This window comes from Lachnoclostridium phytofermentans (genome assembly GCF_000733755.1).
In the GTDB taxonomy this organism is placed as follows: domain Bacteria; phylum Bacillota; class Clostridia; order Lachnospirales; family Lachnospiraceae; genus Lachnoclostridium; species Lachnoclostridium phytofermentans_A.
Window position 1 is genome coordinate 331,010 of sequence record NZ_JPOF01000003.1, and the last position, 15,175, is coordinate 346,184.

Annotated in this window: 15 protein-coding genes; 4 read left to right on the top strand and 11 right to left on the bottom strand. The window is 34.1% G+C overall.

Annotation, left to right across the window (positions count from 1 at the left end):
- Positions 1–169: 169 nt before the first annotated feature.
- The 4 genes from CC92_RS0106855 to CC92_RS0106870 all read right to left on the bottom strand — a co-directional run bounded on the left by CC92_RS0106855 (position 170) and on the right by CC92_RS0106870 (position 3,961).
- Positions 170–748, bottom strand: a complete 579-nt coding sequence (locus CC92_RS0106855; RefSeq protein WP_029503672.1) for a hypothetical protein — start codon at positions 746–748, stop codon at positions 170–172.
- Positions 749–887: 139 nt separating this feature from the next.
- Complete coding sequence (locus CC92_RS0106860) at positions 888–1,760, bottom strand: carbohydrate ABC transporter permease (protein ID WP_029503670.1); 873 nt, start codon at positions 1,758–1,760, stop codon at positions 888–890.
- A gap of 22 nt (positions 1,761–1,782) precedes the next feature.
- The gene (locus CC92_RS0106865) at positions 1,783–2,637 is read right to left on the bottom strand and encodes a carbohydrate ABC transporter permease (protein WP_029503668.1); all 855 of its coding nucleotides are present in this window, start codon (positions 2,635–2,637) and stop codon (positions 1,783–1,785) included.
- A 49-nt stretch (positions 2,638–2,686) separates the two neighbouring features.
- On the bottom strand, positions 2,687–3,961 hold the full coding sequence (locus tag CC92_RS0106870) for an ABC transporter substrate-binding protein (protein WP_029503667.1): 1,275 nt from the start codon (positions 3,959–3,961) through the stop codon (positions 2,687–2,689).
- Positions 3,962–4,536: 575 nt separating this feature from the next.
- Here CC92_RS0106870 and CC92_RS0106875 point away from each other — a divergent pair.
- On the top strand, positions 4,537–5,763 hold the full coding sequence (locus CC92_RS0106875) for an L-serine ammonia-lyase, iron-sulfur-dependent, subunit alpha (protein WP_029503666.1): 1,227 nt from the start codon (positions 4,537–4,539) through the stop codon (positions 5,761–5,763).
- Positions 5,764–5,879: 116 nt separating this feature from the next.
- On the opposite strand, the gene CC92_RS0106880 is transcribed toward CC92_RS0106875, so the two are convergent.
- The 5 genes from CC92_RS0106880 to CC92_RS0106900 form a co-directional block, all read right to left on the bottom strand.
- A complete protein-coding gene (locus CC92_RS0106880; RefSeq protein WP_029503665.1) occupies positions 5,880–6,938 on the bottom strand; it encodes an NAD(P)H-dependent flavin oxidoreductase in 1,059 nt (352 codons plus the stop codon).
- Between the two features lie 620 nt (positions 6,939–7,558).
- On the bottom strand, positions 7,559–8,215 hold the full coding sequence (locus CC92_RS0106885; protein WP_029503664.1) for an HAD family hydrolase: 657 nt from the start codon (positions 8,213–8,215) through the stop codon (positions 7,559–7,561).
- Positions 8,216–8,250: 35 nt separating this feature from the next.
- The gene (locus tag CC92_RS0106890) at positions 8,251–8,721 is read right to left on the bottom strand and encodes a YbaK/EbsC family protein (RefSeq protein WP_029503663.1); all 471 of its coding nucleotides are present in this window, start codon (positions 8,719–8,721) and stop codon (positions 8,251–8,253) included.
- A 220-nt stretch (positions 8,722–8,941) separates the two neighbouring features.
- A complete protein-coding gene (locus CC92_RS22095) occupies positions 8,942–9,313 on the bottom strand; it encodes a DUF2752 domain-containing protein (RefSeq protein ID WP_081841902.1) in 372 nt (123 codons plus the stop codon).
- Positions 9,314–9,317: 4 nt separating this feature from the next.
- Positions 9,318–9,656 carry a DUF4234 domain-containing protein gene (locus CC92_RS0106900; protein ID WP_029503661.1) on the bottom strand — a complete coding sequence of 113 codons (339 nt, stop codon included), beginning with the start codon at positions 9,654–9,656 and terminating at the stop codon, positions 9,318–9,320.
- 409 nt (positions 9,657–10,065) lie between these two features.
- Here CC92_RS0106900 and CC92_RS0106905 point away from each other — a divergent pair, with 409 nt between their 5' ends.
- From CC92_RS0106905 to CC92_RS0106915, 3 genes are read left to right on the top strand one after another with little or no spacing between them, the layout of a single operon-like run.
- Positions 10,066–10,425, top strand: coding sequence for a BlaI/MecI/CopY family transcriptional regulator (locus tag CC92_RS0106905; protein WP_029503660.1), 360 nt, complete (start codon positions 10,066–10,068; stop codon positions 10,423–10,425).
- A 10-nt stretch (positions 10,426–10,435) separates the two neighbouring features.
- Entirely contained in the window at positions 10,436–11,467 is a 1,032-nt protein-coding gene (locus CC92_RS0106910) for a M56 family metallopeptidase (RefSeq protein ID WP_029503659.1), read from the top strand.
- 28 nt (positions 11,468–11,495) lie between these two features.
- Positions 11,496–11,984, top strand: a complete 489-nt coding sequence (locus CC92_RS0106915) for a hypothetical protein (RefSeq protein WP_029503658.1) — start codon at positions 11,496–11,498, stop codon at positions 11,982–11,984.
- A 466-nt stretch (positions 11,985–12,450) separates the two neighbouring features.
- On the opposite strand, the gene CC92_RS0106920 is transcribed toward CC92_RS0106915, so the two are convergent.
- Positions 12,451–13,008 carry a hypothetical protein gene (locus tag CC92_RS0106920; protein ID WP_031420245.1) on the bottom strand — a complete coding sequence of 186 codons (558 nt, stop codon included), beginning with the start codon at positions 13,006–13,008 and terminating at the stop codon, positions 12,451–12,453.
- A 110-nt stretch (positions 13,009–13,118) separates the two neighbouring features.
- Positions 13,119–15,074 carry a leucine-rich repeat domain-containing protein gene (locus CC92_RS0106925; RefSeq protein ID WP_029503655.1) on the bottom strand — a complete coding sequence of 652 codons (1,956 nt, stop codon included), beginning with the start codon at positions 15,072–15,074 and terminating at the stop codon, positions 13,119–13,121.
- Between the last annotated feature and the right edge of the window lie 101 nt (positions 15,075–15,175).

Consider the following 15,175-nt stretch of genomic DNA (forward strand, 5'->3'; position numbering starts at 1 on the left):
ATGAATTAAATTGAATGATTCAAATTCAATGAGTAAATTTGGTCGGCAGCACAATAGTTAGAAATCTTTCGCTTACACACTACCTTCGTTATAGTAAGAAAGGACTCTTGTAATAGATACAAAAGCCCTTATATTTATCAGTCACTAGAAACAAGAGGAAGAGAATGAATTATTTTGTATTAATCACTTTTAATTCAGATACTGATACTGTAGATTCTGGGCCACCTGCTGCAAATACCCATAATTTAACTTTTACTTTAGTGCCGTAGATTGCTTGAAAATCTTCATCTAATACATCAGTTACCTTCACACCAGCGTATTTATTCCACTTTAAGTTGTTATCTGGAACTAAGTAAAGTCCCCACTGATGATCTTCAATTGCATTTTCAGGTACCACTTTTAATCCCCAATTACTTCCGTCTGGATTTTCAAAAATTTGTGCAAAAATCATTGGATCTTTCTCTAAGTCAAGTTCAATATAATCAGACTCTAATCCACCCCAGCCATCATCTGCTGCTTTTATAGTTACAAATCCGTCTGTTGTGTTAGTCTCAACTGCAGAACCACTTCCACTTCCTTCGTTAGGAGTTTTCATTGTTCCCCACTTAGCGATCTCATCATAACTAAAATTCTCTGTTACAGTCCAAGTTTCTAAACCTTCGTCTGCCTTCTTAGAATTACTTGTCCCACATGCTGTAAGCATTAATGCCATACCTAATACTAAACCTGCTACTTTAACTTTTCTCATATGAATCTCCTCCACAATTTAACATTATATTTCTTTTTTAACTACTTTAATGAAATTTTTCTTAATCTATTCTTTGGTTATTACTATTTTATTGACTGATATTATTGCGACTCTTCCTCTTATCTGTTATCTGTTATCACTAACCTTTAATACCTGACATCTTAACACCTTCTACGAAGTACTTTTGTGCATATAATAATAATGCAATGATTGGAACTAACGCCACAAAGGATGCTGCCATTAATGGACCCCACAACACTTCTCCGGTCATACTACTAAAAGAAGCTAAACCAAGTTGAATCGTAAGCTTATCTGTTGAGTTAATGTAAATTAACTGTCCTAATAAATCATTCCATGTTCCCATGAATGCCCACAATGCAATGGTTACAAGTGCAGGTTTTGATAATGGTAAGAATATTTTTGTAAATATTTGACGATATTTTGCACCATCTAAAAGTGCAGATTCTTCATAACTTACTGGGAATGTTTCAAAATACATCTTTAAGAAAAAGATAAAAGATGCAGACCCAAAGTATGCCGGTAATATCAATGGCACATAACTATCTACTAATCCAAGTTCTGACCATACAATAAAGGTTGGAATCATCGTAACCTCATATGGAAGCATCATTGTAGCAAGCAATACCATAAATAAGAAGTTTCTACCTTTAAACTTAAATCTTGAAAATCCGTACGCTACCAATGCAGAGACGAATACTTCACCGATAATTTTACCTCCGGCAATCACCAAGGTATTTTTCATATATTTAAAAATCGGAACTACTTCAAATGCACGAACAAAGTTGTCAAATGTTATCTCTGATGGAAACCACTTAATTGGAACTGAAAAGATATCATTTTCTACCTTTAAACTTGTGCTAATCATCCAAAAAAATGGAAGAAGCATAATAAAGGAACCTGCGATTGCAACGAAATACCATAAAAATTTTCGAAAGCGCTGCATTCCTACTGATTGCTTTTTGCGTGCTCTCTTTACCTTCTGTGAACTCATACTATACCTCTTTTCTTCTTTCCTATTCTGTATGCACCCAGTATTTCTTAGTTGCATTTACAATAATAGTTAAGGTAAGAATGATAGCAAATAATATCCAAGCGATTGCTGTCGCATACCCCATATTATAGTTGCTGAATGCTTCTTCATATAAATGAACCATAATAAAATTACCTTCTTTTCCGGCTCCACCTAAAACATAAGCATCCGTAAACTTTCGAAATGCACCGATGATACCTAAAATCAAGTTATAAAAGATAATTGGTGTCATCAATGGAACAGTTACAAATTTTACTTTTTGAAATGTATTAGCACCATCAATCATTGCTGCCCCATACAAATCCTGAGGAATATCCTTTAATGCAGCTAAGTAAGTTAAGATACTGCCACCTGCACCCCAGACTGCCATAACAAGATAGGATGGCAATACCCAGTCTGGATCGTAAAGCCAATCTGGTCCTTGAATATTAAAAATTGCTAAGACAGAGTTGATTAATCCAAAATTAGGATCTAAAATCCACTTGAATACGATTGCTACTGCCACACCAGAAACAATCGCTGGCATATAATAAATAACTCGAAATACGGATACTCCTTTATGTCCACGATCTAACATAACTGCCATAGAAAGCGAAGTAATGATAATCAATGGAACTGCTAAGATTGCATATCGTACTGTAATCCACAAACTTTTATAGAACTCAGGAGATTTAAAAATGTTCTTATAATTTTCAAACCCAATAAAATGGGCATCTCCTACAATGGACCAATCCGTTAAACTAATATAAGCTGCTGCTATCATCGGTAGCAAAGTAAATAAGATTAACCCTATCAGCCATGGAAGTATAAATAAAAACCCAACTCTTTGTTTTTTCATAACGCCTTCTTTCTACCTACCAAACAAAGCTTTTATTCATCATTTCTTTTTATTTTCTAGTAGATATTTTTTCTCTTGCATAATCTGCAATTGTCTTCATCTCTGACTCATAATCAAATGTTGCATCGTTTAACAGCTTCACATAAAGGTTGTACCAAAGTTTATCATTGATATCAGACCACTCAGGAATGTAGTTTGCAGAACGCGCATTGTTTAGAGTATAAGCTATTGTTTCTAATGCTGGCTCCTTTAATGGGGCTACTACTGCAACATTTTCAACATTACCTTTAACTGGAGCTGCCACTTTCCACTCAAAGAAAGCTAAAGTTAGATCTTCCAATGCTTTATAAGCTAAGCTATTACCTTCTAAATCCTTTTTCATAACGGTAGAAGCTGTCCAGTCAAAGGACCATGCAGTACCATCATCTGCAACTGGCATTGGAGCGTAACCTATTTCAAACTGATCTTTTTCATCCATCTGACTTACTTTGTATTCAAAATTATCTTGTAGCCCACCTATGAACATTCCGACACGCTGTTTTTCAAACCATACGTTATTGGAACCAAGACTTGCTACTTCAGAATATTTTGGAGTTAATTTTTCCTGAATCATTGTTTGCAAATAGCTCACACCTTTTAATGATTCCTGTGTATCGAGTAGGATTGTTTTACCATCTTTGTCGATGATGTCACCGCCTCCAGCCCAGATAAAAGTTTCAATGTTTGGCCATCCATCAACCACAGTTCCGTAAATGGATTCCCCTTTGTAATTTTGCTTTCCGTTCAGTTCTCTAGCAACATCAATAAATTCACTCCAAGTCCAATCATCCGTAACTGATGGAGCTTCTATGCCTAAATTATCAAACATTGTCTTGTTGTAATACACCATTAATGGATTTGCAATCCAAGGTAGTCCCCAATACTTACCTTCGTAAGTCGCTGATGCCAAAACACCTTCATAATAATGATCTGCATTAAGGCGAGTGCTTGCTTCCAACTGATTTGTTAGATCAGCGATTGCACCAAGTTCTGCATATTTAGAGATTAACTCTTGAGTCATCCAAAAGAAATCTGGTGAACGCTTTCCTGCAATTTGCGTTGAAATCTTTACATAATAATCGGAAGGAATACTCTGAACTTCAATGACATACTCTCCGTTTGCCTGTTCATTTACCTTATCTACAATTTGATTTAATTCGTTAAGCTCCGTACCAGCTGCCCAGGTAGCAAATACAAAATGATTGTCTTCTTTGTCTTTCTTACCACAAGCTGATATACTAAAGCCTAATATACAAACCATTGCCAACATAATCAGTTTCTTCATGTCACCACGCTCCTTAAATAACTTTACTATATATTTTGTAACTTTATTATACTCACCCTTTTCCATTTTGTCAATAATATTGTTATTATTGTATATATTATATTTTTATGTCTTATTTTTTTTGTCGAAATGTTCATAATTGTAGACATATATACCAATTTATGATATTTTTTTGTATAAACTGTAATTTTTATCTGAGATAAAAACATTGCTCACACATAAAAGAAAGTGATTATTCTTTACTTTTCACATTTTTGTAACTTTACAATAATCCATTGCAATACATTGTAACTTGACTGATATCCTATTGAATATTATTGTTTATTTTAATAAAATAAATCCATCTATTTCAATCTTCCTCTTTTGCTATCTATGAGTTAGAATGGTATAGATTGGTAGACTAGGTAATCGAAGATGTTACATTAGAACTAATCTCTTGTGTCATACTATAGACAATAACATACGATATCGTTACATATAGCAAAAGATAGGTATGTAATCATCTCATTTTAATTACAGACAACGTACATTTTGATTAATAAATAATGTACGAATATAAATAAAGGAGTTTTATCTTGAAAACATTAAAAGATTTATACAAAATTGGAACCGGTCCATCCAGTTCTCACACCATGGGTCCATCCAAAGCAGCATCACTTTTCCAGGCTGAATTCCCAGATGTAGATTATTATGAAATCGTTCTATATGATTCCTTAGCTAAAACTGGACGCGGGCATCGTACTGACCGTGCACTACGTCAAGCACTTGCACCTAATGAAGTGAAAATCATATTTGATACAACGACGGAAGGACTTCCTCATCCAAACACCCTTGATTTTCGTGCAATGAGGCAAGGAGAGATGGTGGGTAGTTGGCGTGTATATAGCGTAGGTGGAGCAAGTATCCAAATTGAAGGACGTAAAGATGCCGAGTTACCGGACATCTATCCGTTAAATAGTTTTACTGAAATCTCAGAATATTGTCGAACGAACAATTTACGTATCTGGCAATATGTTGAAGAAATTGAGGGGCCTTCGATATGGGACTATCTTTCCGATATCTGGTTTCAGATGAAAACTTCCATTCATCAAGGGCTATCTACACAAGGGGAACTTCCTGGCGGTCTGCATATCCAACGAAAGGCTTACTATCTCTTAAATCAACGCCATATGGATGAATCCACAGAAACCAGAGAAAACCGTACAGTTTGTGCTTATGCCTATGCTGTAAGTGAACAAAATGCAGATAATGGAATTATTGTAACTGCTCCGACTTGTGGTGCTGCCGGAGTAGTACCTGCTGTTCTTAAATATATGCAAGAAAAAAAGGGATTTTCTGATACCGACATCTTACATGCCCTTGCTACTGGAGGAATCATAGGAAACTTAATTAAAACCAATGCTTCCATAAGCGGAGCAGAGTGTGGATGTCAAGCTGAGGTTGGAAGTGCTTGTTGTATGGCTTCTGCCGCTTTAGCAGAATTATTTGGTATGGGAATCAATCAGATTGAATATGCCGCCGAAGTCGCTATGGAACACCATCTTGGACTTACTTGTGATCCAATTAAAGGAATGGTACAAATACCTTGCATTGAGCGAAATGCGGTGGCAGCTATGCGTGCGATTAATGCATTAAGTTTAGCAAACTTTCTTGCGGAAACTAGAAAAATCTCCTTTGATATGGTCATAGCAACAATGTATCAAACTGGAAAAGATATGCTTCGTCATTATAAAGAAACTTCCGAAGGTGGACTTGCCAAGATGTACCCCATTGATGAGAATGACAACACTGAGGAGGAATAAGACTATCCTATCCAGTGATATTAAAGTGAGTTTTCCCTATCCTAAACAAAAGAACTGCCAAGTGACACTACGATACTTCACTTGGCAGTTCTTATAAAACAGGAATAGTATTTCTACTAACCCATAACTAATTCTCTCATTAACTTCTTAACAGTTGTCATTTCTTTCAAACGATAAACTTCTGAACCACAAAATAGTAACGCATTATCGATATTCCCTTTGACTGCATTAATCAATGCTTTTGTAATGCAATATGGGGTATTGCTTGGGTTGCAGCTTACAATACAACGTAAGCAATAATCAATTCTTTCTCTTTCTGTTTTTAATTTCTCTAAAAATTTATTATGAATCGCTCTTCCTGGCATTCCAACAGGGCTAATAACAATTTCAATATCTTCCTTCTTTGCATTTAAATACTCATTCTTATATGCTTGTGAAGCATCGCATTCTTCCGTTACAACAAATCTCGATGCAATTTGAACGCCGTCTGCTCCCAAGGATACGCAATGTATGATATCATCATGATCAAAGACACCTCCTGCTATAATCACTGGTATTTTAACTTGGTATTTCTCTTCGTAACTCTTTTTGCAATCAATGATTTTCTTAATTTCTTCTTCGTAGTTCCAATGTTCAAATCCTTTCAGCTCTTCTAAGGAAAATCCTAGGTGACCTCCTGCTTTTGGTCCTTCGATAACTAGAAAATCAGCAGTTCGTTGATATTTTCTGTCCCACATCTTTAAAATTACATTAGTCGCTTTTACACTAGATACAATTGGTGCAATCTTAGTATGGAATCCTTTCACATACTCTGGTAATGAAATTGGTAACCCCGCCCCTGATATAATAACGTCTGCACCACTTTTTGCTGCACCAATGACATATTCCTTATAGTTTTGCGATGCCACCATGATATTAACGCCAACAATTCCATTCTCAGAAATCTCTTTTGCCTTTTTCAAGTGTTTATCAATAGCACGTAGATTTGCACTCATTGGATTGGTATAAAAATCTTCCTCTTCAAAACCAATCTGTGCAGTGGAAATAATACCAATTCCACCTTCCTTCGCAACATTACCAGCAAGGCGACTAAGACTAATTCCAACTCCCATTCCCCCTTGAATTATTGGAAATTTTGATATTAAGTTACCTATAATAAGCGGTTTTAGTTCCATGATATTACTCCTTTTCATCTTAAAATGCTTAAAAATAAAATCCATTCGATTGGTATTACATAATTACTCTAATCAAATATACAAAAAATCTTTTTATTATACTCATCAGTTTTAGTACCTATTTATCTATTTGGATTTAAAATCTGTGTTTTATAGTCATTATCTCTCTTTTATCTGGTATTAAATACTATATTATAGTTACAATTATCCCTCTAGTAGATCCATGTTTGGACTGTACTAGAGTTAATTATTCAGTTTTTTCTTCTCTCTCCCTTCCTGAGTCAATTTCGATAGAAATGTTTTTAACAAAAATATATGATAAAGCACTTTGTTACTTTCTTACACTCTTATACACTGTACTTAGAGAATTCTTGCGGTAGTATTTTCATTATTTATTCCGCATATTTAATATGTTGTCAATCTCAAACGAAAGAATGAACGCATTGGTGTTTGGTGGAACGCTATTATAAAATAAGATTTGACTATATAAATCCGAGATAGGAAATCCCCATATTTATCGAAAGACACAAAAAAGCCCCCTGCAATGGTGCAGGTGGCTATTATTCATGACAAGGAATTTGATTATGATATCTAAATTTCTTGATTTGTTAATTATATTATTACATTAAATTAAGATAATCTATAATATCTTCTGGCTTTTCAGCTATATATTGAGCACCGCTGCGAACTAATTCATCTCTTGTTCGAAAGCCCCAATCAACTGCTAATAATCTTAATCCAGCATTTTTTGCAGTCTCCACATCTACTTCGGAATCACCGATATACAATACTTCCTCTGCACTACATCCTACTTCTTCAAGAGCAATATTTACAGTATCAGGAAATGGTTTTCTTCGGACCCCTTCCCGTTGTCCAACAGCAACATCAATGAATTTCGAAAAATATAACTGATTTAAATCTTTTACCGCTGCATCAAACTTATTCGATACAATTGCTAGCTGATACCCTTGATTTTTAAGCTGCTCCAAAAGTGTAAGAATACCATCATAGGGTCTAGTCTTATGATTACAATTTTTAGCATAATGCATTTTAAAAAATTCTAAAATTTCTTTTGCTTGCTCATTCTCCAGTTGCCAAGGAACTGCCAATTCCATTAAGCGAGCTACCCCATTTCCAACAAACTTACGTACTTCATCTAAGCTTCTTTCAGGAAAACCATAAGCGGAAAGAGTCGCATTGACACTATCCTTAAGGTCATCTAATGTATTTAATAAAGTTCCATCTAGGTCAAAAATAACTGTCTTTATTTTCTGCATATTTTCCTCCTTACTAGTAATTACTAGCTAACTTCTTACTCCCAATTTTTACACACATCAACCCACTCTACGTAAAGAGAGAATTTTTCTAATTCTTCTAAGGTAAGGCCAATAGCGCTATTACTACTTCCACAAGCAGGATAAACTAGATCAAATCGTCGCAATGAATTGTCTAAATATACTTTAACTCCATCTTTCACAGCAAAGGGACATACGCCTCCAATTGCATGCCCAACTAGATTCTCTACTTCATCCGGAGCAAGCATCTTAGCTTTCGTCTGAAACTTAGCCTTATATTTAGCATTATCTATCTTCGCATCTCCAGCTGCCACAATCAGGATAGCCTTTCCTTCTATCTTGAAAGACAATGTTTTTGCAATTCTTTCTGGTTCGCAGGAAAGCGCCATCGCTGCTAATTCTACTGTTGCACTAGAAACTTCAAATTCTTTCATTCGCTGATCTGCTTTCCATTGTTTTAAATATTCCCGAACTGTTTCAATCGCCATATTGTGCCTCCTAATTTCATCCCTGGTTTTAAATACTATTATTATAACAAGCTGTATTAAAAAATCAAATATGATAAGCATAGAATGTATACCAATTTAGTGATACATCAACAAGAAAAAGCACACTTCGCGAACTTTTCCTTGTCATAAATAAAAAAAGAGTATAGTCTTATCGTATTAATAAATAAGACTATACTCTATGATTATTCTTTAACCCCTGCTATATCATATTTCGATAAATTGTAAATCCAACTAAGATTACAATCGTTAGATAATACCAAATCGTCAGATACTTACCAGAAGCACATTTTCCATATCGAATATATCGAAATATTTGTACTATCCCAATGACCAAGTAGATTGGAAATAAGATAAATAGAGCTGGATTAAAATAAAATGCTTCCTTAAACTTAAAATTAATTAGTGATATACACATTCTAGTTATACCGCATCCAGGGCATAGAAAACCTGTTGTCTTATAATAGAGACACGGAATACCCAGACCAGTAATGCTATAGAATATGGCGTATATAAAACCTAAGAGAAGAATGCAACCTCCCACCTTAAGCAGTCGTATTGCTCTTTGTTTCATATATCTAAGCTAACTTATTAAGCTCATTCTGTAGTAAAATATAATTGATAATTCCAGCACCTACAATAAAAAGAATAAGATATAGTACTCCACTATTATTGGAATATTGACCGCGTGCAGTTTTGATACGATCAAGCTTTTCTCCCATCTTGTAAGACCAATAAAATCCATACAAACCACAGGTTACTATTGTTAAAATCAGTGCCATACCACCTGAAGTCTCAGGTGCCCCCAAAAGCTCATTTGCGTCATTCGTTAAACATACGAACCAGTAAAGACCAAATAATCCGCATGTAACAATAGAAAGTATTACATATAAAGCGATGTTTTTACGTTGTATCATTTATAACCTCCCATAAAATATTTATTAATATTATATAATATTTTTCTAAATTCGTCTATTATTGATTTTATACTACAAATTTCCACTTTTTTTGTATCTAATAGACAAATTATATTATTTACAATATAAAATCTATATAAAGAAATACGTCCTTCTATGTATCTTATTACTGAATTTCTTTACTTATTACTGAATTTCTTGACTCCTTCCTTCATACCTATCTTTAAATAAAAAATTTAGCTCCGTCCATAGTACGCCCCTTTTTTCTCTATTCACAAAGGCCCATCTATTTTAATATATATCTATTCGACATCTTTTTACATTTTTGTCATATTATATTGACGCATGCTTACTATTATGATAGTATATTTATATCAATACTATTGCAATAGTACAAAGGAGTATTTACATGTCTATAAAGTTATTTGATTCCGAACTAAAGGTGATGAATTTGTTATGGGAACGAGGTGATATGACAGCGAAAGAATTGTCCGATTGTTTACTTGAAGATATTGGTTGGAATATCAATACTACTTATACTGTGATAAAAAAATGTATTCAAAAAGACGCCATTGAACGAATTGAACCAAATTTTCTATGTCATGCACTGATTTCTAAACATGAAATTCAAGAACAGGAAACAAATGCTCTCATCGAGAAGCTTTTCAATGGCTCAAGTAACCTATTATTTGCAAACCTTTTACACAAAAAAAAGCTATCTGACCAACAACTCAAAAAGCTCTATGAGATTATACAAGAGAAGGAATAGGGATTTGCTCATGAAATTTTTACAAATACAAATTCTAGGTGCAGAATTCATACTTGTTAACTTACTGGTACGAATCATAGCAAAGCGTATACTTCCAAAAAGATATATTGTTATCTTATGGGACTTTATTATGTTATCATTTCTGCTTCCATTATTATTTACCCTAAAGCCTTTTACGGACACGAACTATCTTAGTTCCTTAAGCACTACGATAACAACAGTAAACCATAATATTTCGGAAATCATGATGCGTTATCTGCCACCTCTTAGAGCTATCTGGTTCATTGGGACAGCATTTATTTTAATTCACTTTACTACGACATATTTAATTTCTATACATAAATTTAAAAAAGCCAATACCATTGCGGATTCCTTTATCATTGATTGGCTGTTATTACATAAAACAAAACGCAAAATCGAGGTACGTGAATCACAAGAAATCGATTCGCCATTAACTTTTGGTTTTCTACGCCCGATTATACTATTACCTGTGTCTTCTATGAAGGAAAATCAAAGCCATTTATCTTTAATTTTGCAGCATGAATATCTTCATATTCGACATTTTGATGCAATTCGAAAGCTAGTAATGCTTGTTGTTGTATCACTCAACTGGTTTAATCCACTCGTTTGGATTATGTGTATAATGTATAATAAAGATATTGAATATGCTTGCGATGAATCTGTAATTAAATCAAAGGGGGTAGATTTTAAAACGGAATATTCACTTATATTGGTTGATTCCGTAAAACGCATTCATAACCATGATATGTTAAATAGTTATTTTAGCAGAAATTCTATGGAAGAAAGGATATCATTGATTATGAAGCAAACTAAGAGATCATTCAGTTACAAACTTCTCTCACTTGCTATTTTAGCAAGCTTACTAGTGATAATGTTTACTGCCCAAAAGATAAACGCTAATTCAGCTGACCAGGGTTATATTGAAATTAATAATTTTCCAGCAGCAAGTCAGAATATACAAGATGCCTATACTGAAAAAGTGACTACTATAGAAGTTCCTTATTTACCAAATATAAATTAACTTTCCTATAAGAAAGAGAGGATACACTATGAAAAAAATTATTTCATTTCTTTTGGTACTTGGATTATTAACTCTTACCATAGCTCCAAGTAATGTAAAAGCTGCATCTACTGAACCAGAAAATATGTTTCAAATTGGAGATTATGTATTTACAGTATCAACTAATATGAGCAATGGGCCAACTACTTTTTCTTCTACCCAAACTCATACCACAATTGTTAACATAACCGATACCTCAGGAGGTTATATCGCTACAGTTTATATGACAACATCATGGATTTACGAAGATGGTTCTTATGTTAGATGCACAGCATGTCAAGCACCTACTTACAATCCAACCACATATAAGCTAACTTATGGAGAAGCAGCTTATTATACAGCCTCTGCCTCTTACACAACCGTATCAAGGCCTATGGTTTTTGCGATTCCTCCAACTCAGATGCTTTTCTATGTGAACGTCACATGTGACACTTATGGGGAAATAACTGCTAGCGTAACCTCCAGCAGACCTTTCTAAGGAATAATTATAATACATTATATTCTTTCGTTTCGTTGCAAGAGAATGTAACTAAAATTTTGGCCCCTTTTTTTATTTTTATATCAATATAGTAAAGCTCTATAATATTGTAAAAGGTATTATAGAGCTTTACGTTTTTTATGTACTTAAACTATAAATTAGTTCCAGACAAATCAATCATATCCCATTCTTTTTTATCATGTTGATGTATGATTTTTTACTTTTCCATTAGACACTCGTCAGCTTATAAAGTAAGCTCTCGTAGCGATTGCCAAGCTATCCGTTTAAAAGCTTCTTTACACTTAATGTCATACTCTATAATACCTTTTCATATATCTTAAACCAGTCAAGACCATAGCAGCTAAGTCCATTTCATAGAGAACTATTATAAGGAAGGACAAATAGAATCATACTCCGAAAAAGTTCTTGCATGGAATATAACTCAACTTGCCCTATATAATTCTAATTAACAAACATAGAATTGCCTAATTAATCCCTCAAACATATAATCTGCCATTTTTAAAGCTTCTTCCTCAATTTCATCATATAGTGCTACATCCTCTGCATATTGGCCACCTAACCTTAAAACAGCTTCCTTTTCCGTCATCTGAAGATGGCTATATAAGAAATCTCTCCATTCCTCAACATCCCAATATGGATTAATTGTAGCTAAAAAATTTGCTATCTCATCTGCATTTTCATACCATTTTCGACGTGCTTCTTCCGCCGCCGCAGTATCTCCTTTTTTCGCAGCATTCACTAAATCAGCAGCAATGAGCAAATGTTGTGTAAATAGACCCTCAAACTCTAGCCCTATCTGTCTTCCATAAAAAAGCCTTAGTAGATTTCCAAAATCAGTTGGGTTTCTTAATAACCGTTTTGTTACAGCCTCTAGATCTCCCAAGGAAGCTGCTGTACTAATGATAAAAGAACGCGTCCAATGAACATGCTGTTCCCATAATTTCCGTAGCTCGTTTAAAAGATCTACCTGTTTTCTTGTGTATTCGTAGTTCATACAATCCATAAAATAACTCCTACAAGAAGCTTTCTATAGTCTATTGTATGCAAGCATAAACTATGGGTTACATGTTATATAAATAAAAGTCTCTTCCTCAGTTTCATAGTATATCAGAACTATTTCGCTTTATACTTATATCCGTTTAGATTTGCATATTGATTTCCATAAGATCCTTTTTTCGCTATTACCGTGTTACTGTCGTCTCTTCCCAAAGCAAAGATCTCAATATTCTTAATTTTATCAGGCAATGTAATTATCATATTCTTGTTATCAAAAGGTACCGCATAATTACAAATCTTCGTTACCGTATTAGGTATAACTAAACTCTTAAGCTTTGCACAATAAGAAAATGCAGACTCACCAAGATAAGTAAGACCTTCCGGTAATGTTATTTTGGTAAGACCTGAGCAATTATAAAATGCACTTGCTTCTATTACTTTCACATTTTTGGGAACCTTAATCTCTTTTATCTCCCAGCAATCATTGAAAGCTTCTTCACCAATCGTTATTAAAGACGATGGTAACGTCACACTTTTTACTTTGTAGGAGACAGAGCCTCCACATACTTTTATAACACCATTTGGAACTTTTACATTCGTAACGGAATCTTTTACTTTTAGTAAATGGCGATTAACTACAACATATTCTTTTTCTTCGCTTAAATTCTCTATCCATGGAGTGGAGGTAAATACATGCGAACCAATCTCCGTTACATTAGTAGAAAACGATACATTCTTTAGACTTTCACATCCAAAAAAAGCTCGATTTAAAATAGATGTCACTCCATCTGGTATACTAATTGTTTCAAGGTTTTTACAATGTACAAAACACTCCTCAGGTATCACATTAACAGAGTTTGGCCAATTAACTTTTTCTAAACCTACACACCATGCAAATGCTTCTCTATCAATCTCTTTCACTGTATCAGGAATATTTATAATTTGTAAACCTGCATTGTCAAAAAAAGCTAACGCTGCAATGGTCTTAACTTCACTTGGAATGGTAACTTCGCCATATGCATTCGAACTGATTAAAATTCCGTTTATGATAACAAATTCATTATCTTTTTCCATACGGTGTAACCAAGGAGTACGAGAAAACGCTGAACCACCAATCTCAGTCACAGTGCTAGGAATTACAATAGTATCTAATTTAAGACAACGTAAGAATGCAGCTTCTCCAATACTTATTAATCCATCATTAAACTTAACTGATTTTAAGAGTTCACATCCTTCAAAAGCCTTAGCTTCTACTACTTTTAAACCCTTCCCAAAAGTAATCTTAGTCAGCTTATTACACAAACGGAACGCTTCTTCTTTAATTGAATGTACGGAATCCGGTATTACTACTTCTGTGACACGCTGGTTAGCACTAAATGCACACTCAGCAATTATTGTCACATTCGATGGAATAATAACCTTACCTTTGGCACTTTCTCCATCAATCAATATATTATTAATAATTACGAAAGCATTTTTCTTCCTTTGCTCTTTCAGCCAAGGGGTATCTTCGAATGCTAAGCATCCAATGTCCGTAACGCTCTCAGGGATGCTTATTGTTTTTAAGTTGGCATATGCAAACGCTGCAGCCCGAATACTTGTAACTGGATAGCCATCAATCGTGCAAGGTATCGTGATACTTGTTAAGGATTTATCTGCTCCTTGGATACAAACTTCCTTATTTTCTATATTATAGAGAAATTTTGATTTGTTCGTTGCTTCTTGAATCCTTATTGGAAATGTCATCGATTTTCCCGATATTCCATCCTTAACTGTTACTTTTACAGTGCCCGCCTTTTGTGGTTTAAAATATCCTGTTTTTTTATGAATCGTTGCCAAGTTAGGTTTATCCACTGAAAATGTAATATCGATTTTACTAGAATCGTATGACTTTACTTTAAACGTATACGAATCATGAATACTGATTTGGCTCAATTGATTCGATACAAAAATTCCCTCTTGTTTTTCTTTTGCATCTACAATAACTATATGAAACATTACGATACAAAACACCATTACTGCTACTATTGCAACAACCTTGTGAAATAAAATGTGTAACTTTTCTTTCAACATATTCTCTCCCCGTCCCTCTAGTCTGACTTTTGAAACCATTCCTGATAAGTTTCATTTGCATCCATTTTTATTCCCGCTTAAATCCATATTTTACCACTTTA